This window comes from Alicyclobacillus contaminans DSM 17975, assembly GCF_000429525.1.
Taxonomy (GTDB): domain Bacteria; phylum Bacillota; class Bacilli; order Alicyclobacillales; family Alicyclobacillaceae; genus Alicyclobacillus_A; species Alicyclobacillus_A contaminans.
Genome location: NZ_AUCA01000030.1, coordinates 25,510 through 46,762 on the forward strand (window position 1 = coordinate 25,510; position 21,253 = coordinate 46,762).

Annotated in this window: 26 protein-coding genes; 5 read left to right on the forward strand and 21 right to left on the reverse strand. The window is 60.2% G+C overall.

What is annotated here, in order from left to right:
- Positions 1 to 3: 3 nt before the first annotated feature.
- The 9 genes from G463_RS20165 to G463_RS0111745 form a co-directional block, all read right to left on the reverse strand.
- Positions 4 to 369: an FtsB/FtsL family cell division protein gene (locus tag G463_RS20165; RefSeq protein ID WP_051322242.1), complete on the reverse strand. Its 366-nt coding sequence runs from the start codon at positions 367 to 369 to the stop codon at positions 4 to 6.
- Positions 370 to 426: 57 nt separating this feature from the next.
- A complete protein-coding gene (gene rsmH / locus G463_RS0111710) occupies positions 427 to 1,365 on the reverse strand; it encodes a 16S rRNA (cytosine(1402)-N(4))-methyltransferase RsmH (RefSeq protein WP_026975312.1) in 939 nt (312 codons plus the stop codon).
- A gap of 11 nt (positions 1,366 to 1,376) precedes the next feature.
- Positions 1,377 to 1,808, reverse strand: coding sequence for a division/cell wall cluster transcriptional repressor MraZ (gene mraZ, locus G463_RS0111715; protein WP_026975313.1), 432 nt, complete (start codon positions 1,806 to 1,808; stop codon positions 1,377 to 1,379).
- 324 nt (positions 1,809 to 2,132) lie between these two features.
- Positions 2,133 to 3,800, reverse strand: coding sequence for a bacillithiol biosynthesis cysteine-adding enzyme BshC (bshC, locus tag G463_RS0111720; RefSeq protein ID WP_156900185.1), 1,668 nt, complete (start codon positions 3,798 to 3,800; stop codon positions 2,133 to 2,135).
- Between the two features lie 26 nt (positions 3,801 to 3,826).
- Complete coding sequence (locus G463_RS0111725) at positions 3,827 to 5,350, reverse strand: acyl-CoA carboxylase subunit beta (protein WP_026975315.1); 1,524 nt, start codon at positions 5,348 to 5,350, stop codon at positions 3,827 to 3,829.
- 16 nt (positions 5,351 to 5,366) lie between these two features.
- Positions 5,367 to 6,152 (reverse strand): enoyl-CoA hydratase, encoded by a 786-nt coding sequence (locus G463_RS0111730; protein ID WP_026975316.1) that lies wholly within the window; start codon positions 6,150 to 6,152, stop codon positions 5,367 to 5,369.
- The gene (locus G463_RS0111735; RefSeq protein WP_281171076.1) at positions 6,145 to 7,077 is read right to left on the reverse strand and encodes a hydroxymethylglutaryl-CoA lyase; all 933 of its coding nucleotides are present in this window, start codon (positions 7,075 to 7,077) and stop codon (positions 6,145 to 6,147) included. Before G463_RS0111735 ends, G463_RS0111730 begins: the two co-directional genes overlap by 8 nt.
- A 21-nt stretch (positions 7,078 to 7,098) precedes the next feature.
- Positions 7,099 to 7,311, reverse strand: coding sequence for an acetyl-CoA carboxylase biotin carboxyl carrier protein subunit (locus G463_RS23615; protein ID WP_026975318.1), 213 nt, complete (start codon positions 7,309 to 7,311; stop codon positions 7,099 to 7,101).
- Between the two features lie 30 nt (positions 7,312 to 7,341).
- Positions 7,342 to 8,694 (reverse strand): acetyl-CoA carboxylase biotin carboxylase subunit, encoded by a 1,353-nt coding sequence (locus tag G463_RS0111745; RefSeq protein WP_026975319.1) that lies wholly within the window; start codon positions 8,692 to 8,694, stop codon positions 7,342 to 7,344.
- A gap of 175 nt (positions 8,695 to 8,869) precedes the next feature.
- Here G463_RS0111745 and ymfI point away from each other — a divergent pair, with 175 nt between their 5' ends.
- Positions 8,870 to 9,640 carry an elongation factor P 5-aminopentanone reductase gene (ymfI, locus tag G463_RS0111750; RefSeq protein WP_051322247.1) on the forward strand — a complete coding sequence of 257 codons (771 nt, stop codon included), beginning with the start codon at positions 8,870 to 8,872 and terminating at the stop codon, positions 9,638 to 9,640.
- A 180-nt stretch (positions 9,641 to 9,820) separates the two neighbouring features.
- Complete coding sequence (locus G463_RS20170; RefSeq protein ID WP_035487077.1) at positions 9,821 to 10,273, forward strand: hypothetical protein; 453 nt, start codon at positions 9,821 to 9,823, stop codon at positions 10,271 to 10,273.
- A gap of 3 nt (positions 10,274 to 10,276) precedes the next feature.
- Here G463_RS20170 and G463_RS0111760 read toward each other — a convergent pair whose 3' ends face one another.
- The 8 genes from G463_RS0111760 to clpP all read right to left on the reverse strand — a co-directional run bounded on the left by G463_RS0111760 (position 10,277) and on the right by clpP (position 18,324).
- On the reverse strand, positions 10,277 to 11,581 hold the full coding sequence (locus G463_RS0111760; protein WP_026975321.1) for a Ger(x)C family spore germination protein: 1,305 nt from the start codon (positions 11,579 to 11,581) through the stop codon (positions 10,277 to 10,279).
- A 140-nt stretch (positions 11,582 to 11,721) separates the two neighbouring features.
- Complete coding sequence (locus tag G463_RS0111765) at positions 11,722 to 12,342, reverse strand: RsfA family transcriptional regulator (RefSeq protein ID WP_026975322.1); 621 nt, start codon at positions 12,340 to 12,342, stop codon at positions 11,722 to 11,724.
- 154 nt (positions 12,343 to 12,496) lie between these two features.
- Positions 12,497 to 12,739, reverse strand: coding sequence for a hypothetical protein (locus G463_RS0111770; RefSeq protein ID WP_026975323.1), 243 nt, complete (start codon positions 12,737 to 12,739; stop codon positions 12,497 to 12,499).
- 44 nt (positions 12,740 to 12,783) lie between these two features.
- Entirely contained in the window at positions 12,784 to 13,965 is a 1,182-nt protein-coding gene (gene thiI / locus G463_RS0111775; protein ID WP_026975324.1) for a tRNA uracil 4-sulfurtransferase ThiI, read from the reverse strand.
- A gap of 7 nt (positions 13,966 to 13,972) precedes the next feature.
- Complete coding sequence (locus G463_RS0111780) at positions 13,973 to 15,121, reverse strand: cysteine desulfurase family protein (RefSeq protein ID WP_026975325.1); 1,149 nt, start codon at positions 15,119 to 15,121, stop codon at positions 13,973 to 13,975.
- A 222-nt stretch (positions 15,122 to 15,343) separates the two neighbouring features.
- Positions 15,344 to 16,405, reverse strand: coding sequence for a type I glyceraldehyde-3-phosphate dehydrogenase (gap, locus tag G463_RS0111785; protein WP_026975326.1), 1,062 nt, complete (start codon positions 16,403 to 16,405; stop codon positions 15,344 to 15,346).
- Between the two features lie 231 nt (positions 16,406 to 16,636).
- Positions 16,637 to 17,677, reverse strand: a complete 1,041-nt coding sequence (locus G463_RS0111790; RefSeq protein ID WP_169725472.1) for a class I SAM-dependent methyltransferase — start codon at positions 17,675 to 17,677, stop codon at positions 16,637 to 16,639.
- A gap of 17 nt (positions 17,678 to 17,694) precedes the next feature.
- Complete coding sequence (clpP, locus tag G463_RS0111795; RefSeq protein WP_281171077.1) at positions 17,695 to 18,324, reverse strand: ATP-dependent Clp endopeptidase proteolytic subunit ClpP; 630 nt, start codon at positions 18,322 to 18,324, stop codon at positions 17,695 to 17,697.
- Between the two features lie 112 nt (positions 18,325 to 18,436).
- Here clpP and G463_RS21810 point away from each other — a divergent pair, with 112 nt between their 5' ends.
- Positions 18,437 to 18,775 (forward strand): YgaP family membrane protein, encoded by a 339-nt coding sequence (locus tag G463_RS21810; protein WP_051322244.1) that lies wholly within the window; start codon positions 18,437 to 18,439, stop codon positions 18,773 to 18,775.
- 42 nt (positions 18,776 to 18,817) lie between these two features.
- Here G463_RS21810 and G463_RS0111805 read toward each other — a convergent pair whose 3' ends face one another.
- On the reverse strand, positions 18,818 to 19,018 hold the full coding sequence (locus G463_RS0111805; protein WP_026975329.1) for a hypothetical protein: 201 nt from the start codon (positions 19,016 to 19,018) through the stop codon (positions 18,818 to 18,820).
- Between the two features lie 75 nt (positions 19,019 to 19,093).
- Positions 19,094 to 19,561 carry an isochorismatase family protein gene (locus G463_RS0111810; RefSeq protein WP_026975330.1) on the reverse strand — a complete coding sequence of 156 codons (468 nt, stop codon included), beginning with the start codon at positions 19,559 to 19,561 and terminating at the stop codon, positions 19,094 to 19,096.
- Between the two features lie 272 nt (positions 19,562 to 19,833).
- Here G463_RS0111810 and G463_RS20180 point away from each other — a divergent pair, with 272 nt between their 5' ends.
- Together G463_RS20180 and G463_RS0111820 are read left to right on the forward strand one after the other, a co-directional pair.
- Positions 19,834 to 20,316 carry an IDEAL domain-containing protein gene (locus G463_RS20180; protein ID WP_051322245.1) on the forward strand — a complete coding sequence of 161 codons (483 nt, stop codon included), beginning with the start codon at positions 19,834 to 19,836 and terminating at the stop codon, positions 20,314 to 20,316.
- 63 nt (positions 20,317 to 20,379) lie between these two features.
- Positions 20,380 to 20,649, forward strand: a complete 270-nt coding sequence (locus tag G463_RS0111820; RefSeq protein WP_026975331.1) for a DUF3055 domain-containing protein — start codon at positions 20,380 to 20,382, stop codon at positions 20,647 to 20,649.
- 44 nt (positions 20,650 to 20,693) lie between these two features.
- Here G463_RS0111820 and G463_RS0111825 read toward each other — a convergent pair whose 3' ends face one another.
- Positions 20,694 to 20,906 (reverse strand): hypothetical protein, encoded by a 213-nt coding sequence (locus tag G463_RS0111825; RefSeq protein WP_026975332.1) that lies wholly within the window; start codon positions 20,904 to 20,906, stop codon positions 20,694 to 20,696.
- An 86-nt stretch (positions 20,907 to 20,992) separates the two neighbouring features.
- Positions 20,993 to 21,253: integrase core domain-containing protein (locus G463_RS0111830; RefSeq protein WP_026975333.1), on the reverse strand; the 261-nt coding region annotated here is incomplete at its 5' end.

Consider the following 21,253-nt stretch of genomic DNA (forward strand, 5'->3'; position numbering starts at 1 on the left):
CCATCACGGGTTGCCGTTCGAAATCTGAACGGGATTCGCGTACTGCATGTGCAGTCGTCCCAACGCAATGCCGAGGATTCGGGCGGGGCGCAGCAGTTCATCCACCGTGCTCGACAGCGAGGCGTTCTCCGCCTGCGTCTTCTGGATTTGTGCCTGCATGTGATCCACCTGATAGCTCAATTGGTCAATCTCAGCGCCTTTGGCCGCGACAAACCATCCCGCGCCGACACAGGTTGCCACGCAGCAGACCCATCCGAGCGCGCCCTTCCACGCCTGCCGCGCCTGTGCTCTGGAATGGGCACCGTCGCCAGGCAGCGCACCGTGATGTTCCGTCCGTTCCCGCAGCACCGTCTCTTTCGTTGCCAACATTCTTGCTCATCCCTCTTTCTTCGCGTCAGGATCCCTGCATCCGTGCATGGCACGCGGTTATCGTTTTTCCACCACACGCAGTTTCGCAGACCTGCTCCGTGGATTTTCGATTTCCTCCGCTGCGGAGGGAACGATGGGTTTCCGAGTGACAATGGTCGCCTGCGGTACGTTTCCGCACTGACAGACTGGAAAGTCCGGCGGACACGTGCAGCCCCGGGCCCATTGCTGAAACTGATGCTTCACAATTCGGTCCTCGAGAGAGTGAAAGGTGATGACCGCCAGGCGCCCCCCCGGTTTCAACACCTCAAACGCACCGTCGAGCGCTTCTTCCAGAGCGCCCAGCTCATCATTGACAGCAATGCGCAGCGCTTGAAATACGCGGCGGGCCGGATGCGGGCCGGTTCTGCGCGCCGGCGCCGGAATGGCCTCCTTGATCAACTCGGCCAATTCACCCGTGGTCTCTATTGGCGCCACCGCGCGCCGGTGAACAATTCGGCGGGCGATGGACTTGCTGAATTTTTCCTCACCGTACCTGGTGAAAATCCGAATCAATTCCGCCTCGTCCAAGCCATTGACCATATCGCGGGCGGTCGTGGGCTGTGTCTGATCCATACGCATGTCGAGTGGCGCATCGAAGCGATAACTGAATCCCCGGTCGGCTTCGTCGAACTGGGGAGAGGACACGCCAAGATCGAACATGACGCCGTCCACCGGCCCGAATTCCAACTCGCGGACCACCTCTCGAATCCGGCGAAAATTGGCGTGCACCAACTGCACGCGATCCCCGTATGGCCGGAGCTTGTCCTCGGCATGGCGGAGCGCCGTCTCATCCTGATCCAGCGCCAGCAGTTGTCCCCCCGGCTCAGACCGCTGCAGCAACCGCTCGCTGTGTCCAGCGCCACCCAACGTACAATCTATGTAGCGGCCGCCATCCCTCGGGCAAAGGGCGGTTACCGTTTCTTCCAGCAGCACGGTGGTGTGCACGAACGACGACACATCGGTCACTCCTAAAACGCCAGGTCGACCAACTTTTCCGCAATCTCGGCGAACGATTCGGCGGCTTGCTCAGAGTAGCTCGCCCAGGTTTCCTGACTCCATATTTCAATGCGATTCGACACCCCGATGACAACGGCCTCCCGCTGCAGCCCCGCGTACTCCCGGAGAGATGCGGATATCAACACCCGTCCCTGCTTGTCCAGTTCGCACTCGGTCGCGCCCGAAAAGAAGAATCGGACAAAACTGCGCGCGTCCGCCCGCGTCATCGGCAGGCTCTTCAACTTGGCCTCTAAGATCTCCCACTCTGACTGAGGATATACGAACAGACACTTGTCCAGTCCGCGCGTCATCACAAAGGATGAACCCAGTGGTTCGCGGAATTTCACGGGGACTATCATGCGCCCTTTGTCATCGAGCGTGTGTTGATACTCCCCCATGAACAAGTGTCTTCACCACCTTCTCCCCACTTTGCTCCACTCTACTCCACTTTCCACCACTCAGGTATGCTTTTCGCGGTTCACGCGTGGATTCCTGCTTCCCAACGGAAAATTGGATGATTTTTTCAAAACGAGCCATCCGGCAGGCGCCGCTCGTTTCTCGGTGTAGACCTGAGGAGGATGCGTAAATCCACGCATACAAAGACGAAGCCCCCAGGCCTTGAAGCCTGAGGGCGATTGCACCGTCGTTTGCTCGTGAGAATGGTCCTGATGATAGGACAACCGAGCCCCGTTTCGTCCGCGGACGAGACGCGGCAGGGTCGTGATCCGTCACTCAAACGATACGTCCAACGCGGCGAGATGGAGCGGCGACGTCCGCCAGAACGGCGCGGACACGAGCCACTCGAGCCCGTATCGGGTCCATACGTTGAGCGGAGACAACCGTCGTTCCTGAGGGTGGCCGTCGGTCCACAGCCAGCGATTCACATGGTTGAGTTGACGCAGCTCTGCGGCGTGCTGCAGCTCGAACTGGCGCTTCGTTTTTCGAGCCACGCGCTCAATCCCCTCCAACTCGCGGGCGATGTGTCGCTCCGTCAACTCGCGAATCTGCGGACCCACGTGGTCGAATTGTTCAATCCACCGCCGCCACCGCGCCTCCGTATCCGACTTCAACTGTGCCACCGCGTCTTCCAACACGGAACCCTGCAAGCGGGTGCGCAGCCAATCGGACACGTTCAACGGCGCCGACAGTTGTTCCAGCGTCAACCCCCACTTGGCCATGTGCCGCCGCACGGTGGGCGGGACGAGGCGCACCCGGTGGCGCAGCAGCAGCGGCGGGAGCGACCTGCCGTGGCATTGGAACACAGCGCCGGACAGCGGGTGATACGCCAATTCCGCCGGGCCGCCGACGTACGCCAACGTGGGCAGCAGGTGGTCTTGGACCACCGGACGCAACAGCACATTGGCGCTGAACCGCGTGGGTTCTTCCTCCGCCAACGACACCCACTCCGCGACCGTCTTCTCGATGCCGCGGCCGCGTACGCCCAGAAAACCAGAGCGCGTCCGCTCCAGAACGTATCGCTTGCCGTCTTCGACATAAAACACCGTGGAATGATCCGCATCCCGGACCACCACTGGTTGAAATCCGCGCGCTTCCACCGCCCGGTAGACCTTTTCCAACTCATCCTGCACCGCGTCAACCTGTTCCAACGCATGTTTCCACACGGGCGCCGCCAGTTCCCGAAGCCCGGGGACGCACGGATCGATCAAGACAATTCCCCGCTCCCCCAGGACCGAGAGAAGTTGACGCGCGAACCAGTCGGACATGGTCATGCCATCGTCGTACAGTTGCCGCAGCGTGTTCAAAACATCCGCCTTGTACGGCGCTTCGGGCAACCGCTGGTGCGCCTCGGTGAGCACCGCTTCGACGCTACCTGGCATCAGACGGGTGTGGTACACCATCTGGTGCAGCGGCACTTCCTGGGACAGTCGCAGCATGCGGACGGATTCGTCCGAATCCAGTATGTACGCGTGGTTCACCTCGCCCCAATCGTGATCCTCAGAGGCCACCCAAAACACGGGCACAACCGGCCGCTGCAAAGACGCTTCCAGTTGTTCCGCCAGGCCGATGGCCGACAGCGCTTTGTGGATGGCGTACATGGGACCGGTGAACAGACCGGCCTGCTGTCCGGTGACCACCGCCACGCTCCGTGGGTCTAACAGTTTCTCCAAGAGTTGCAGCGACGCCGCCGGTGCTCCGAGCGTCTCCATATACGCGCGCAGTCTGGCGACCACGGCCGCGCGCCGAGCCGGAGGGAACCATGGTTCCACCTGCTCGGCCCGGCGCTGGAAGGTGGACAATTCAGCCGGGTTCTGATGATGGTACAGATCCGCCACCGTTTCGAACGCGGTCTGATGTGTATCGGTCAGTGCGTGACCGCTTGGTTCCGTGCGCAACGTCCATTCCATACGAAGTTGTTCATTCCCTCCAGACGCCACTGACGCGCGCACCCTCGGCCTTCGGGTCACACGGGATAAACCGGATGTTTGCGGCGGCCGAACGCCATTTGCTTGGTGTCGTACATCCGGAACCGGCGAATCAATTCGTCGCGCAGTTCGTCCGGATGAACAATGCCGTCCACCACCAACTCGGACGCCAGTCGATAGATGTCGATATCCGCCCGATATTCGGCCCGCTTTTGCTCCACAAACGCCGCGCGTTCCGATTCGGGTAATTCGGCAATCTTGTTGCTGTAGACCGCGTTCACCGCAGCCTCCGGTCCCATCACCGCAATTTGCGCATTGGGAAAGGCCAGACAGCAATCCGGCTCAAAGGCAGGGCCCGCCATCGCGTACAGGCCCGCGCCGAACGCCTTGCGCACAATCACGCTGATCTTCGGCACGGTCGCTTCCGACATGGCGGCAATCAATTTCGCGCCGTGGCGGATGATGCCCGCGCGCTCGACCTTCGTTCCAATCATGAAACCAGGAACGTCGGCGAGGAACAGCAGCGGAATGTGAAACGCGTCACACAACGTGATGAACCGCGCCGCCTTGTCGGCTGAGTCCACGAACAACACGCCGCCTTTGACGCGCGGCTGATTGGCCACAATGCCGACGACCTTCCCGTGTATTCGTCCGAATCCCGTAATGATTTCGGGTGCAAACAGTTTTTTAATCTCGTACCAACTGTCCGCGTCAATGACACGATAAATTAAATCCAACATATTGAATGAAGCATTCGGATTCTCAGGCAGAATCTGCGAGATGGTTGTGGCGAACGACGCAGCGTCGCCCGCTTCCGCCTGCGGCGGACGCTCCTGATAATTGGCGGGCAGATACGAAAGATAGCGCCGCGCTGAGGCGATGGCTTCCTCTTCGTTGGCCGCCAGCACGTCTCCGCAGCCGCTGACGGTGCAGTGCATGCGGGCCCCGCCCATTTCCTCGAGCGAGACCTTTTCCCCAATGACCATCTCGGCCATGCGCGGAGACCCCAGGTACATACTCGCGTTTTTCTCCACCATAATGACAATATCACAAAACGCCGGAATGTACGCACCCCCGGCGGCCGAAGGTCCAAACAGGACGCATACCTGCGGGATCATGCCGGACAGGCGAACCTGGTTGTAGAAAATCCGGCCGGCCCCGCGCCGCCCCGGGAACATCTCCAGTTGATCCGTGATGCGCGCGCCCGCCGAATCGACGAGATAGACGAGAGGAATCTGCAGCTTCTCCGCCGTCTCCTGAATGCGAATGATTTTCTCCACCGTTCGCCAGCCCCAGCTGCCGGCCTTCACCGTGCTGTCGTTGGCCATCACGGCCACGGGCCGGCCGTTCACCGTACCGATGCCCGTCACCACCCCGTCCGCCGGGAGGTCCTCCGCCAGACAGTTGGCGAACAATCCATCCTCCACAGCGAGCGGCTCGTCAAACAACAGCCGCAACCGGTCGCGCACAAACAGTTTGCCCGACTCGCGATTTTTCTCGTGATACTTTGACGCGCCGCCAGCTTGAATCTTGTCGGTCAACGCGCGAAAATCGTACGCCATGTCGGCGCCCCCTTTCCTATTTGCCGATGTAGTTTGGTTTGCGCTTCTCCGCGAACGCCGCCAGCCCCTCCAGCCGATCCTTAGTCGGGATGACCGCCTCGTACGCCTGGCGTTCCAGCTGCAGGCCGGTTTGGAGGTCCACCTCTGCGCCGCGATCGATGGCGAATTTCGCCTGGCGAACCGCAATGGGGCCGTTCGCCGCGATCTCCTCGGCGAGCGCCCGCGCCGTTGGCAACAACTGGTCCGCGTCCACCACCCGGTTGACCAATCCAATCTCCAGCGCTGTTTCGGCGGAGATCCGGCGCGCCGTGAAAATGAGTTCCTTGGCCTTTGCCAGGCCGATGAGCCGCGGCAAGCGCTGGGTTCCGCCGGCCCCGGGTATGATGGCCAAACTGGTCTCCGTCAACCCCATTTGCGCTGTGCTGGCCGCCACCCGAAGATCGGCCGCCAGCGCCAATTCGGTCCCGCCGCCGAACGCACCTCCGTTGATGGCCGCGATGGTCGGCATGGGCAGTGTCGCCACGTCCTCTACCACGGCGCGGATGAGGTCCACCGTGCGCCGCACCTCGGTCTCATCCATCCCCCGCCGTTCACGCAAGTCCGCTCCGGCACAGAACGCCTTCTCGCCAGCTCCGGTCAGAATCACCGCTCGCACGTCCCGGCGATAGCGCATCGCTGCCAGCGCTTCGTGCAACGCATACAACAGATTTCTCGACAGCGCGTTGGCCGCCTCCGGGCGGTTCAACGTCACCGTCACAATCCCCGGCTGTTCCTCCACCAAAATGACCGGTCGCTCAGTCACCGCAAACGTCTCCTTCCTTGCCGCGCGCCACCGTTCGCGCATGGCTCAACAGCGGTCGCTGCACTTGCTGTTCCAACCATTTCGTCAAGGCCGCCACCGCTTCCTCATCAATTCCAGTGGAAATCCCCATGCGGTGCAGCAGATACAACAGATCATCGGTCGCCACATTGCCGCTGGCGCCCGGAGCGTACGGGCATCCCCCCATCCCTCCGACACTGCCGTCGAAGATGCGGACGCCTTCCTCGTACCCGGCAACCACATTGGCCACCGCCATGCCGTACGTGTCGTGGAAGTGCAGCCCAATCCGATCCAGCCCCATGCGCTCGCGCACCGCCCGTACGACGGTCCGCACCTGCGTCGGTACGGCCACACCGATGGTGTCTCCGAGCGACAACTCATCCACGCCGAGATGGATCAGGGTGTCACAAACGCGCACCACTTGTTCCAACGGCACCGCGCCTTCGTACGGACAGCCGAACACAGTGGAGACATAACCCCGAACCGGTTTGCCCGCAGCCTTCGCTCCTTCTATCACGCGGCGCAGCACTGGAAACGTGTCCGAAATGGATTTGTTGATATTCTTGCGGTTGTGGGTCTCACTGGCTGACATGAACACGTTTACCGCGTCCACTCCGGCGGCCAGCGCACGCTCCAGCCCTTGCTCATTCGGCACCAACGCGCTGTATTCCACGCCGGGGCGACGCTCGATGCGGTTAAACACGTCACTCGCATCGGCGAGCTGGGGAATCCACTTGGGAGACACGAACGAACTCACTTCAATGTACCGAAATCCCGCCGCCGACAGGCGGTTCACCAATTCCACCTTGACGTCCGTCGGCACTGTGACGGGTTCGTTCTGCAACCCATCGCGCGGTCCCACCTCTTTGAGCACCACGACCGGTGAATCGGCCAATGTCTCGGTCACTCGCCAGCCCCTCCTTCTCTTTCAGTCCAACTCCACCAACACGTCTCCTTCGTTCACGAAGTCGCCCGGCTGTACGTGGACCTGCCGCACGGTTCCGCTCACATCCGCCGACACCGGCACCTCCATCTTCATCGATTCCAGCACCACCACGTCCTGGCCGTCTGTCACCGCATCGCCCGCAGATACCGCCACACTCATGACCGTTCCTGCCATCGAAGCCACAATCTGCGCCATATGATTCACGCCTTCCTATTCGTAGAGTTGTCAGGTTTGTGTGTTTTGCCGCGTCATCAGAATTTGCAAAAAGTCGGTTGTCGTCTCTCCCCTGGCGAACGCCTCGGACGCCATCACCTTTCGCAGCAGCGCCAGATTCGTTCGAATCCCCTGCACATCGTACGCCGTCAAGGCTTCCGTCATGCGATCAATCGCCTGCGATCGATCCGCCCCGTGCACAATCAGCTTGCCAATCATCGGATCGTAAAACGGTGTCACGACGCTGCCGGACTCCACCGCGACATCATTGCGCACCCCATCTCCGGAGGGCAGTCGCAGCGACGTGATGGTGCCGGGAGACGGCAGAAACTTTTCCGGATCTTCCGCGTAAATCCGGCACTCTATCGCGTGTCCCTGAAACGGCACGTCCGCCTGGGACAGATCAAGCGGTTCACCGGCCGCAATGCGAAGCTGCCATTCCACCAGGTCGAGCCCCGTAATCGCTTCCGTCACCGGATGCTCCACCTGCAGTCGCGTGTTCATTTCGAGGAAATAAAAGCGGCGTTCTTCGTCCACCAAGAACTCCACCGTTCCCGCATTGCTGTATCCGATGGCACGGGCGGCCCGAAGGGCGGCCTCGCCCATCATCAGGCGGAGTTCGGCATCCAAAAACGGCGACGGCGCCTCCTCCACCACCTTCTGGTGCCGGCGTTGAATGGAGCACTCCCGTTCCCACAGGTACACGCCGTGGCCGTGTTCGTCAAACAGAACCTGGAATTCTACGTGGCGCGGACGGGATACCACCTTCTCCACAAACATCTCGCCGTTGCCAAAGTAGGACTTGGCCCGCGCCTGGTTGGCGGCGAACACTTTCTGCAATTCATCCGCGTCGTGCACCACCTGCATGCCGATGCCGCCGCCCCCATGCGCGGCTTTCAGCATGACGGGATACCCCATAGCCGCCGCCAGGGAAAGCGCTTCCGCGAGATCCACGCCAGCGTCCGATCCGGGCACAATGGGCACCCCGGCCGTCCGCATCACATTCCGGGCGGAGATTTTGCTGCCCATCGCGGCGATGGCATCCGTCGACGGGCCTACAAACACAAGTCCCGCCTGCCGCACGGCCCGGGCGAATCCAGGGTGCTCACTGAGCAGGCCGTATCCGGGATGCACCGCCTCCGCAGCGGTGCCCAGGGCCGCCTGAACCAGCGCATCGATTTGCAGATAACTCTGCGCCACCGGCGGCGGACCGATGCGCACGGCCTCGTCCGCTTCGCGCACATGTAAAGCGCTTTCATCCGCATCAGAATAAACAGCCACCGTGGCAATCCCCATGCGCCGACACGTGCGGATGATGCGCCGCGCGATTTCACCGCGATTCGCAATCAACAGTTTGCGAAACATGGAAGTCCTCCTCTCCCTGGGATCCACCTTAAGCGTATCAGGTTGCCCGACGCTTTGCAAAAAGCAATTTTGCATCCCCCAGGAGACGACCTGACGTCATTTCATCACCCCCGCCGATGTGATAGAATGGAACACTGTCATTGACCGAGAAATTCAGGCTGAGAGAAGGTTCGTGATGGCAACGGATCAAACGTACTCCACGACGCGACCGCTGTTCGGACAGGTGGCCATTGTCACCGGCGCCTCCCGCGGCATCGGCCGCTCCATCGCCCTCGCGCTGGCTCGTGCCGGGGCTCATGTCATTGTGAATTACCGTGCTTCTGCCGAGGCCGCAGCGGAGGTTGTGGCGCAAATTCGGGCCATGGGTAGCCGCGCCGACGCCATTCAGGCGGACGTCACACGCCCCGAGGATGTCGAGCGCCTGGTGCAGGCCGCCACGCAGTTCGGCATTCCGCGAATTCTCGTGAACAACGCCGGAATTGCGAGCGCCCAACTGCTGATGGACACCACCTTGGAAGAGTGGGAGTCCTTGATGAGAAGCAACCTGACGGCACCCTTTCTCTGTACGAAAGCCGTGCTTCAGCACATGATCCGCGCTGAGTACGGGCGGATTATCAACATTTCGTCCATCTGGGGCATTGCCGGCGGATCGTTTGAGGTGGCTTATTCGGCTTCCAAAGGAGGCCTCATCTCATTCACGAAAGCGTTGGCAAAGGAAGTCGCCCGGTCCGGAGTGACTGTCAACGCCGTGGCGCCTGGAGCCATCGACACGGATATGCTGCAGCATCTGTCTTCGGACGAACGGCAGGCCTTGGAGCAGGAAACGCCGGTGGGCCGCCTGGGCCGCCCGGAGGATGTGGCGCACGCGGTGCTGTTTTTGGCGTCTCCGAGCGCGTCGTACGTCACGGGGCAGGTCATCAGTCCAAACGGCGGGCTCATCATCTAGGCCGTTGGGAAGAGCCCCTGTTTTGCTCCCCCTCGACATCCGCCCTGCCGCCAAGGGTTCCGCTATCATCTATGTATGGGGAGAGCACCGCGGTTCACTGGACAGGAGCCGCCCAGGCCGCACCATGGTTCCTGGCGGCTCCTCCGTTGTGCGGATGGCTCGGAAGGGGAGGCATGCACGGTGTCCACGAGACGGCGTCGCACCAAGCGACCTGGAAATCCTCACACCGCCGGACAGGCGGCGCGCATCCAGAGGGTTCGTCGACAACTGCGGCAGGAGGCGCGGGCCTGGGGATTGTCTGAGTCGGAGTACCTGTCTCTGTTGGCCGCCCTGTCCGCGACCCTTCGAACCGAGGTCCCGCAGTTGGAATCTGTGAACGTTCGCGACGTCGCCCAGTGGATCAAACACCCCCTTTTCCCCGTGATTGTCCGCTGGTTGAGCGGCGCTGTCACAGAGGTGCTGCGAGACCAAGACCGTGACCCCATCAACAAAGCAACATCTTCTTCATCCGCGCCACCGGTCAAGGCCCCCACGCCTTCAGCGGCTTCCGACCCCGAAGTGCCGCCGTACTTCACGCTTCCATGGCCACCCCCCGCGCAGGCGAGTTCGTTTGGACGGCATCCATTGTTCTGACGGTTACAGAGGAATCAACTGAACGCCGTACCGCCGAATGCTGACCGTGACATGGACTTCGATTCGCGCCGTGCGAAATCGCTCGGTCCATGGATAGGCGCGCAACTGCTGATCGGTGGCGAATTGTCCGCGCACCCGGTCCTCAATCGGCACCACGTCCGCTTGGTCCTCGTGGTACAACCGCGTCAGCAGCGCATCGTACTGCTGTTCCGCCTGGTGTTCCACCTGGCGTTCCAGCTTGCTCTGCAGATCCGGGCGACTGTAATCCACTCCGCTCTCGATGTTGATCACATCCGCCTCCAACGGCACGTCCACGCGAATCACCATAGGATTCGTCAACTTCACGTGGTAGATGGGCGCTCGTTCTTTGCGCACTGTCAGGCCGACGTATTTGTTCTTGACCAATGGATCCGGAACGTCCATTTTTGTGCTGCGCATGGTCCCTTTCAGAAACTGAAGTTCGATGGATTCACGCCCGTCGATTTCGTCCACCAGTCGATCCTGACGGAAGACGGCCGCCCCCATCCATTCCACGGGGTCTCCCCCTGTGCGCGGTACGGCACCCGGTCGGAACACATTGGCGCCGTCTTTGATCTGATCCAGGTCCTGATTCTGCGAATCACCGCTGCTCTGCGATTCGCCGCCCCCTTGACCAGAGCCGCCGCTTGACTGGACGTTTTTATTAATGGAGAACAACGGAAGCACGCCGCCGGTCTGTTCCCCGCTGATGTAGCGCTGCAGGTCCACCAGATAGACCACCGGGACCAAGCCGGTCCGTTGACCGGTCAACGCGATGCCGTCCGCCAACCGGTTGGCTGACTTGTCGAGCATCGGCTTCTGCTGTGCCAGAACGTCCCGGGCCGTCCCGTGAGCGATGGCGACAAACACCGTCGGCCGAAACTCCCGATACCGGACCATCGCCTGCAGTACAGGTTTGAGCCCCTCTTCCGCGAGCGTCTTGCCAAAAATGACACTGCTCAGGTGGGTCAGCGACACCTGTCGCTCAATACTTGAGTTGGCAATCAGCAGCGCTTCGGTCACGCTGCGCGCTCGATACGTGACTGGGGACTTTCCGGCCAACGGCGTGACGCTGCCCCCGCTACCGCCGCCGCTGGCTGGATTCTGCGGCAGCGCGAAGCGCAATGTGCAGTCCAGCATCCCTTCCGGGGCTTTGTCGATGCCGAGCGCCGTGACGAACGCCTGTTGTTCCAATTCCTGTCTGTCATAACATCCCGTGGTGGCCAAACACATCAAACAGGCCGCCATCGTCATCATCACCGCTCGTGGCCAGATCCGTAATTTGGTCATTTCATCTCACCCGCCGTGGTTAGCATGTCCTGCAAACTGCGGAACATACCGGAAAGCTGGTGCGAAAATGACAAAGGCTCAAACCCTGCACGCCCGCGTGCAGGGTTCGAGCCTCACTCAAGACCGATCCTATGGATGCGTCACTCTGCCTGCTCCATGTTTTCGTCCGGACTGACGCGCTCCAGATTGCCAAACTCATCAATCCGATACATGAAACCACTGGTGTCTTCTCCGTCCAGGAACGCGGCTTTCCGCGCCCGTTCCATAATCTGCACCAATGCCCGATAGTCGCTGGCCATGGTCTCGTAATCTCGCCGAAGCGACTCATGTTCTTCTCGTAGCCGACGAAACTCCCCATTCTGTGTTTCGTACTTCGACTTCCATTCTGCCGCTTCCCGCTGCGCCTGCCGCCAACGCGTCGCCCACTGTTGCGCCGTGTTTTTCTCCTGGCGCAAGAACCGCAGCACCTGTGCCCAACTCATCAGCGTGGCGGTAGGATGATCGTAGTCGCCGCCCTCGAGTTGAGCCTGAATTCGCTCGGATTTCCGCTGCTTTCTATCTTCCTTTGCCTCTTCAATCTGCGGCCGGAACTGTTTGCGAACGCACGCATTCCAACGGAATCCACAGGCTGCTGCGGTTCGGCCGAGACGGCGGCTGGCTTCATTGAATCCAGCCAATTGCGTGCTGCCGTCTCGGATGTGCTTGAGCACCACTTCCGCCAGGATTGCGTCATCCTCCGCTGTCCAAGCATCTTGTCGCATGGTCCGAACATTTTGCTTCATCTTGTTGATCCCCCTGAATCTGTCAAGGCAACCTTACAGATACTCATCGCGTCAAACTATGATAAGTAATTTCCAATTCTGCAAGGTTTTAAACCACCTCTCCCAAACCGGTGGCCGACACAGGGGAATCTCTTCAGACGTTGGACCTCTTGCGCAATGACCGCAGCTTCCGAACCCCCCGTCGACGATAGATGGCAGGTTCTGACGCGTTCACAAACACGACCGTGGCGGTGGGCTTGACCGGTCTCACCCGCCTGCGCCGTAGCATTTGCCAGAGCGCAACCACCACAGTCAACCAACGGCTGCGGAGAAGGGCCGTGGTCAGTCCATACAGAAACAGGGTCAACTTCAACGCCCGGTAGACGGTTCGGATCATGTTCTCATCACTCCCGGGATTAGGGTGCCTCTACGGCCCGCTCCTCAACCGTTCCGACGTGCTGTAAATGTCTTCATTTCGGTGCGAGCTAACGCTTCCTCCACCAGCCGTGGGATGTCGAGGGCCTGCTCTGCCGCCTCCGCTTCGTCAATGCGGGGACGCGTGCGCGGATTCTTTGGCACAAAGATGGTGCAGCAGTCTTCGTACGGGAGAATGGACGTTTCATAGGTGCCAATCTCCCGGGCGCGGCGCATGATATCCACTTTGTCCTCCGCGACCAATGGGCGTAAAATCGGCCAGCGCGTCACCGCGTTGATGGTCTGCATGCTCTCCAGCGTCTGGCTCGCCACCTGGCCGAGACTTTCCCCGGTGACCAGCGCCAACAACTTCCGGCGACGACAAATTTCCTCGGCAATGCGCAGCATCATCCGCCGCATGATGGTGATGCCGAGCGCCTCCGGGCAATACTTGCGGATCTCGGTCTGCACATCCGTGAAGTGAACGATGTGCATGCGCACGCGCCCGCCCCAGTCTGCCAGAATTTGAGCCAGGTCCTCTACCTTTTGCAGCGCCCGTTCGCTGGTGAATGGATAACTGTGAAAATGGATAGCTTCCAGTTCCGCGCCGCGCTTCATGGCCAGCCACCCGGCAACGGGACTGTCAATACCGCCCGACAACAGTAATCCCACGCGACCGGCGGACCCAGCGGGCATGCCGCCCACCGCCGGAATTTTTGCCCCGTACACGATTGCCTCCGCGTCGCGAACCTCGACGAACACGGTCACGTCCGGTTCGTGCACGTCCACCACGGCACCGGCGCCCGCCTTCAGAATCCGCCCACCCAGCTCACTGGCGAGCTCCGGAGATGGGATTGGAAACCGTTTGTTGGCCCGGCGCACCTCCACCTTAAAGGTTTTCGCACCGCCCGTCTGCGCGTCCCGATACACGGCGACAGCGGCCTGCGCCATGGCATCCACGGAGAGCGCCGACACTTTGGCCGGGCTCAGGGATACCACGCCGAATACGCGTTGCAGCCGATGCACCACTTCGTCGGCATCCGCCTCGTCGCATTCCACCATCATTCGTCCTCCGTGGTGGTGCACCCGGGCGCCATCCACCCCCACCAGGGCATTTCGCAGGTTGCGCACCAGAATCCGCTCGAACTCGGAGCGGTTTTTCCCTTTCAAACTAATTTCCCCGTATCTCACCACAATTTGCTGCGTCATCGTTTTCCTACCTCTCCAAGTCAATCAGCCAGCGCACTTTGTCTGTCAGAACGGACACGACCCGGTCCAGGTCATCCATCGTATGCCAAGGTCCGAACGAGAAGCGCAGACTGCCGGTCACTTCCTCGGCCGGCAAACCCATGGCGGTCAGCACCGGACTGGCCTTGGCGTGTCCACCGCGCGTGGAACAGGCCGATCCGGTCGACACGTACACACCATCCGCCTCCAGCGCGTGCACCAGCACCTCACCCTTCAAACCAGGGAACGATGCATGGACGATATACGGCGATTTGCTGGCCGGCAGATGAAGTCGGCAGCGGGGCACCTGTGCCAACCGCTCGACAAAATGGTCATGGAGTCGCGTGACGTGCTGCCAGTGCTCGTCCACTCGCCCTGCCAAGGCTTCGGCAGCGACCGCCAACGCGTGAATCCCGAGCACGTTTTCCGTTCCAGACCGCAAACCCTGTTCCTGACCGCCGCCGTGGAGCAGCGGCGCGATGCGGACACCTTCCCGCACGTACAGCGCGCCGACGCCCTTCAACGCGCCGACTTTATGCGCCGACAGCGTGTAGAGGTCCACAGGCAGGGTTTGGAGTGGCTTCGGCACTTTGCCAAACGCTTGGATTCCGTCCACGTGAAAAAGAACTTTCGGCCGCTTGGCCAACGCTTGACCAATCTCCACCACCGGCAACAGGGCGCCGGTCTCATTGTTGACATGCATCACGCTGACCAGCACGGTGTCGTCCGTGACAGCGTCGAGCACGCGCTCCGCCGAGATGGTGCCGTCCGCGTTCGGCGCCACGGTCGTCACCGACCATCCGTCGGCCGCCAGGGCTTCAAACGCCTTTGCCACCGACGGATGTTCAATTTGAGTGGTCACCAGATGGCGACCTCGATTGCGATGCTGGCGAACGGTTCCAAAGATGGCCAGGTTATTGGCTTCGGTGCCGCCCCCCGTGAAAATGATCTGGCCCCTGCTGGTGCCCAGCACCTTCAGGACCGCCTGCCTGGCGGCCTTTAGCAGCGCTTCGGCCTCCACACCTTTCCGATGCAGCGACGACGGATTTCCGTACACATGGAACGACGCTGTCAGCGCATCCTGAACCACCGGCAACAGTGGCGCAGTCGCCGCAGTGTCAAAATACACTTCGGTCATAAGCATTCCCCTTCACAACAACCTCACACCGTGGGCCATCCGCCCCTGCCTCTAAATTACCGAAACAGACATAACAAACGGATGCATACTGTTATCAAAAATAACATCCGCCCCTGCATCTAGATTACCGAAACCCGACCGGATCGCCAAATGGAAACACAGGCCTCGCTCGAGGCCTGTGTTTGTGTTCGCTTTCGCCAGTATGAGATTCAGTAACGTATATCAGACCGACAGCGTCGAGGCCGCGACGGGTTCAACGGCGGTCCATTCCGCCTCACGGCCGCCCACCCAGCGCGCCAAGTCCACCATGCGGCAGGCGTATCCCCATTCATTGTCGTACCACGCGAGCACCTTGACCCGCCGGTCGCCCTGCACCATCGTGGTCAATCCATCAACAATCGCGGACCTTGCATCGCCATTGAAATCGGACGACACCAACGGCTCGTCGGAGAAACCGAGAATGCCGTTGAGCGATCCTTGGGCGGCCCGGCGCAGCGCGTCATTGACCCCATCGACGGTCACGTCCCGCCGCACATCTGCCACCAGGTCCACAATGGAAACGTTGGGTGTGGGGACGCGCAGCGAAATGCCGTTCAGTTTCCCCTTCAGTTCCGGCAGCACCAGTCCGATGGCCTTGGCAGCACCGGTGCTGGTGGGGATGATGGACTGCCCGCAAGCGCGCGCACGACGCAGATCCTTATGTGGGTTGTCCAAACTGCGTTGATCATTGGTGTACGCATGCACCGTCGTCACCAATCCGCTGTCCACCCCAAACGCTTCATGAAGGGCTTTCACCAACGGAGCGAGACAGTTGGTCGTACAGGAAGCACCGGACACGATACGATGCTGATCGGGCCGAAACACATGATGGTTCACCCCCATCACGAGGGTCACGTCCGCGTCCGCCTCGGTCTTGGCGGGCGCCGAGATGATCACGCGCTTCGCGCCCTGGCGCAGATGCACACCGGCGGTATCCCGCGTTCGAAACTGCCCGGTTGACTCAATGACCACATCCACTTCGAGGTCTCCCCACGGGAGTTCCTCCGGGTTTCGCGTGGAGAATACGCGCGTGTGACGGTCACCCACGCGCCAACCGGTATCAGTCAGCGCCACGTCCCGCGACCATGTGCCGTGAACCGTGTCATATTTGAGCAGGTGTGCCAGCGTGGCCACGTCGGCCGTGCCGTTGACGGCCACCAGCTCCACATCGCTGAATTCCAACGCGCGTCGATACACCATTCGGCCAATTCGACCAAAGCCGTTGATTGCAACTCGAACTGTCATTCCCAGACGCTCCTTCACCTTGTCTGCACCCTATCCGATACATACATAATACACAAAGGAGCGTAAATACGCCATACTGAAATTGATACACTCTTGAATCAGTATGTCATATTTAAGAATTGTTCAACCTTTTGATGTTGTGTACAGGAAATGTATCCCCATCAACAGAAAGACGAGTCCAGCCAACATACAGACCATGGCCAATCGCCGCAGCACCCGCATCGCCCCGCTTCACCAATCGCACTGTAACACCTGAAACCGTTCTCCCATACCACCGGGCAGTACGAGACGCTTGAATTCCCCAATGCACTTCGTGTACCCCTCGGTCCCTGACTCGCTCAGCGCCTGCACCACCTCGGTGATGCCGAGTTCCATCAGAAACGTCGACTGCGGGTTGAGTACAGCCCGCACAGCGCCGGCCTGTTCTGCGCAGTGCAGCGCAAAATCCCAATGAACATCGGCCGTGATGTCGATGAGTCCGGGATGTTCGAGGGGACTCGCCACGCGGTGACGCGCGTAGCCCCGAATCGTACCACCGGGACGAACACCGGCCGCCAATTCTCGGCACGTGATGCCGTAGTCGAAGAATACGGCGCGAAGCGGACGCCCGTATTCGGCACAGCGCGCCATGAACGCCGCCAACTCCGGTGCCAGTTCCCCCACATGGCCTTCTGGTACCGGCAGCCAGTGCTCGGCGAGGGCTATCCATTCCGATTCAGCCTCGCGCCAGCGCCATTCCAGGGTGTCGTTCGAAGACAGTCCAACAAAGGCGCGTTCCCATCCCTTTGCCGTGCGCCGCAATCGCTCCACAGGAAAAGCGTCCAACACCTCGTTGGCAACCAGAAACACCGGCTGCGCGACCGAATGGGGCGGTGTCCAATCCACCGCCCCAACGGACACCCACCGCGCCAATCGAACGCGCTGCTGCTCCGAAAGCAGAGGAGACACTTCAACAATGTGGTAGCGCCACCTCACCGACGCTGGCAGCTGTTCCGCCAGATGCGCGCAGATTCCAGCCGCCAACCGCCCGTCTCCGGCTCCCACCTCCACCACGTGAAGCGTCGTCGGCTGTCCTATGGTGTCCCACCACGAGACAATGCCTCGCGCGACGACGGCCGCGAACAGCGGACTCCCCGCTGCCGTGTAGAAGTCCCCCCGCGGCCCGAATGCCACGTGCGCGGTGTAGTACCCACCTTGCAGATGGTACAGCGCGTCACGCATGAACTCGGAGAATGGAATGTCCCCTTCGCGCTTCAGGCGCGTCCGCAACATCCATGCGAGATCCTCGGTCATTTGCGCACAATCACATCGTCAATCAAGCCGTATGCCTTCGCGTCCTCCGCGCTCATGAAGAAATCCCTGTCCGTATCCTGTTCGACGCGCTCCAACGGCTGCCCGCTGCATTCGCTGAGAATTCGATTCAGGCGCTGCCGGGTCTTGATGATGTGTTCCGCGTGAATTTGAATGTCGGAGGCCTGGCCCCGCGCTCCGCCGAGCGGCTGGTGAATCATCACTTCCGAATTCGGGAGCGCAAACCGCTTGCCTTTTGCACCGGCTGTCAGCAACACCGCGCCCATGCTGGCCGCCATGCCCACGCAGATGGTGGATACATCCGGTTTGATGTGTTGCATCGTATCGTAGATGGCCAGCCCGGCCGACACGGAACCGCCGGGGCTGTTGATGTACATCTGAATGTCCTTGTCCGGATCGTCCGCGGCCAGGAACAACAGTTGTGCCACGACCGCGTTGGCCACCTCAGCGTCTATCGCGCTGCCGAGAAAGATGATTCTGTCCTTGAGCAACCGCGAATAAATGTCGTAGCTGCGTTCCCCGCGCGATGTCTGTTCAATGACAATCGGCACCAGATTCATCGTATGTACCTCCTTTGCCGTCTCCGTGCGAAACGGCCCATAGCAAATCAGGATTTCCACTCTCAGTATGCCGTAGTCCGCACTATTAGTCAATAATAGTCAAAGTCAAACATGCGTGGTTTTCGACTGGACATACTACGATGCGAGGAGGGAATGCGCGATGCAGAAAAACCTCGGCATGGTGGACCAATACTTGCGACTCGCCGCGGGTACGGTAGCGCTGATGGGCGCTGCGCAGTGCCGGCGCAACCGCTGGGCACAGACACTGCTCACACTGTATGGCGCCATGAAGGTCACGGAAGGTGTGACCGGTTGGTGCCCGATCATGTACGCGATGGGCGTGAAGCATGCACCGTCCGATCCGATGCCGCAGCGGGCCAGGGAAGCCGGACGAAAACACGCCCCGTTCCAGAGCCATGCGGCAAACCGCGATGAGGTGTCGGCCGCGGAAGATACGCCGGAAATAGAGACCGCATCCATCAATAGGTCGTATCAATAAACGCCAAGGGTTCGCCGGCCGTCGGCGAACCCTTGCGCGCGTCTACTGGAGAGCCTGCTGCATCCGGCGCTGCCCTGGCAAAAACCGGACGCCGTATTTGCCGCGTCGCGTCTGGTACACCTGAACCTCCGTCGGCGTGGAGCTGCCGCGAATGCGTTCATCCGCCTCCACCCACATGACGGCACAGTACGCCTCGAACTTGGAATCGTACAGTCCGGCGAAATACACCCAGTGCTGGTCCATGGCAACCGCCTCCCCATGCCTAGTATGCACGGGTGCGAACCTCCCGCTCCGGGGAATCTTTGCCGGTCCCCCCGTTCACACGTACACGCTGCCGCCACCGATATTCACGACGTTATCTTTGCCAAGCACATGCCGCGCAATCATCATGGACTCCCAATTGCGCCCATGATAGGAAGCCACTAGCCGCTCCAATACCTTCACGCGATAGCCCGCGTCGACCAACCCGAACAGCGTGGCCAGCACCGCTCCCTCGGCATCCACCCCGGCCAGATGCACTTCCTCAATGCCCCGCTGCTCGAGAATCTCCCGCGTCGCGGCGGTGTAGCCGGAATAGCCGGTCTTTTCAACAATCTCCGCACCCGGGAAGTGGACAGCCAGCGTGCTGCGACCCTGCTGTTCCGGATACGTCCACTGCGTCAGAATCACAACGCTGTAATCCGCGCCACGTTCGTCCACAAACCGTTGACAAAGCGGCGCCACGTAATCGATAGTGTTGCCCAGGAAGTCTGACTGCACATCGAGAACCAGCAACGCTGTGTTCAATCGACGCTCACCTCTCTCAACGGATAGCCATCGCGGCAATCCGCCTAAAGTATATATCTGAATTTTAACACAGATATGCTAAAAGCGGAGGGAGGCTCCCCCGAGCCGTCGATTCCGACTTCTAAGTCGCTCGCAATTCTGCTACAATACTTACACTGCAGGCGATGCCATGGAGGCATGCGCCGCTGCTGGCGGCGGTGCAAGGGCATACACTGTTGCAGGGCATGTTGACAGCCAAACCGTTCACACGGTCGTAAGGAGGGACGTGCGCGATGATTGCAAAACAAGAACTGCTATTCTTGAAGACCAAAATTCTCCCAGCCGGTGCGGAGGCTGTGCTCGACTTTCTGGCATCCCGACACCACCAGGTTGAGATGACGAATATCGTTCTCGAAAATGTGCCTTTGTTAATCATCGGGCGGCACGGCATGATTGCTCGTATCCCAACCAATGGCGGTGTACAGAAGGTGAGTCAACCGGAGGAAATTCTGGAGCACCTGCGAAACTTCTTTCAGAAGCAGGAAACCCTGTACCTGTTCACCAATCTGCCGGAACTACCGGTGCCAACCGAAGTGACACAGCTGCTCGAGGAAGTGCAGCAGCGCCACGCGCGCAAGCAGGAACTCCGTCAAACCATTGACAGAGCCTTGGAGCAACGGGATAAGGCGCTGTTCATGGCCGCTTCCAACGAGCTGAAGCAACTCACATCCGACGTCGACGGGGACAATCGTTCGCTTCGCCGGATTTTCTCCTAACATTTTCACGCAAAGTACCGGTCGCCAAGGCGTTCGGTACTTTGTTTCCTTTGGGAGGAACCTATGGACACGACATTCATTCTGTACGATGCTACGGAGTCCACCACCACCCGCTTCGTGGGATACGCCGGTGAGGGGGCCCGTTTCGATTTGGCCATCACCCAGACCGATCACTTCTACGGCAAGAGACTGGTGTACCTGATTCAATCCGGAAAGACCGCCATCCTCGACGCCGAAGAGGCTTCGGACATTGATTATGTACAACGGGTGTTCGGTCTCACAAACACCGCCGAAGCGGAGGAATTATCCGCCTTCCTGGTGGCAAACCTTTGACGTTTGGGCCGTTTTCCCGCTGTCTCCGCCCAGGCCCTCACGGTCTAAAGAACCGTCACCAGCCCTTCATACCGAGCGCGGAATTCTTGCTGCACCCGCTGTTCCAGGTCCTCGTCCAACAACCGCGGTCCATCCGGATGTCCGAGGGCGAGAAAGACCACCTCCGCATCCTCAACCGGGCCCGGCAGAGCGCGGTAGTATGCGCCATACATCTGCCCGCGATACTCGAAACAGCAACCGACGCGGTGCGATTGCACTTCCGTATTGAACCCCACATTGTCAAGACAGATGGGATGGCTTTTAAGAAAGAGATGATAGATTTACAATTCAGATAAAAACCGTCTCACGCTGCGTTCTGTTGCATTTTCCAGTTTCTGAATTCCGACGGTGACCGATAACCTAGTGCGGAATGAGGTCGGTCCGTGTTGTAAAAGTGAATGTATGACTCGATCGCCGCTTTCGCCTCGGTAAAGCTGCTGTATTCTTGCAGCCAGACCTCCTCCTCCTTCAGCGACCGGAAGAATCGCTCGATGTATCCGTCAGCATCGGGGTTGTTGTAACCCGTCCGCTCGTGGTTGATTTGGCAGGCCTTCATCGCTTGAAT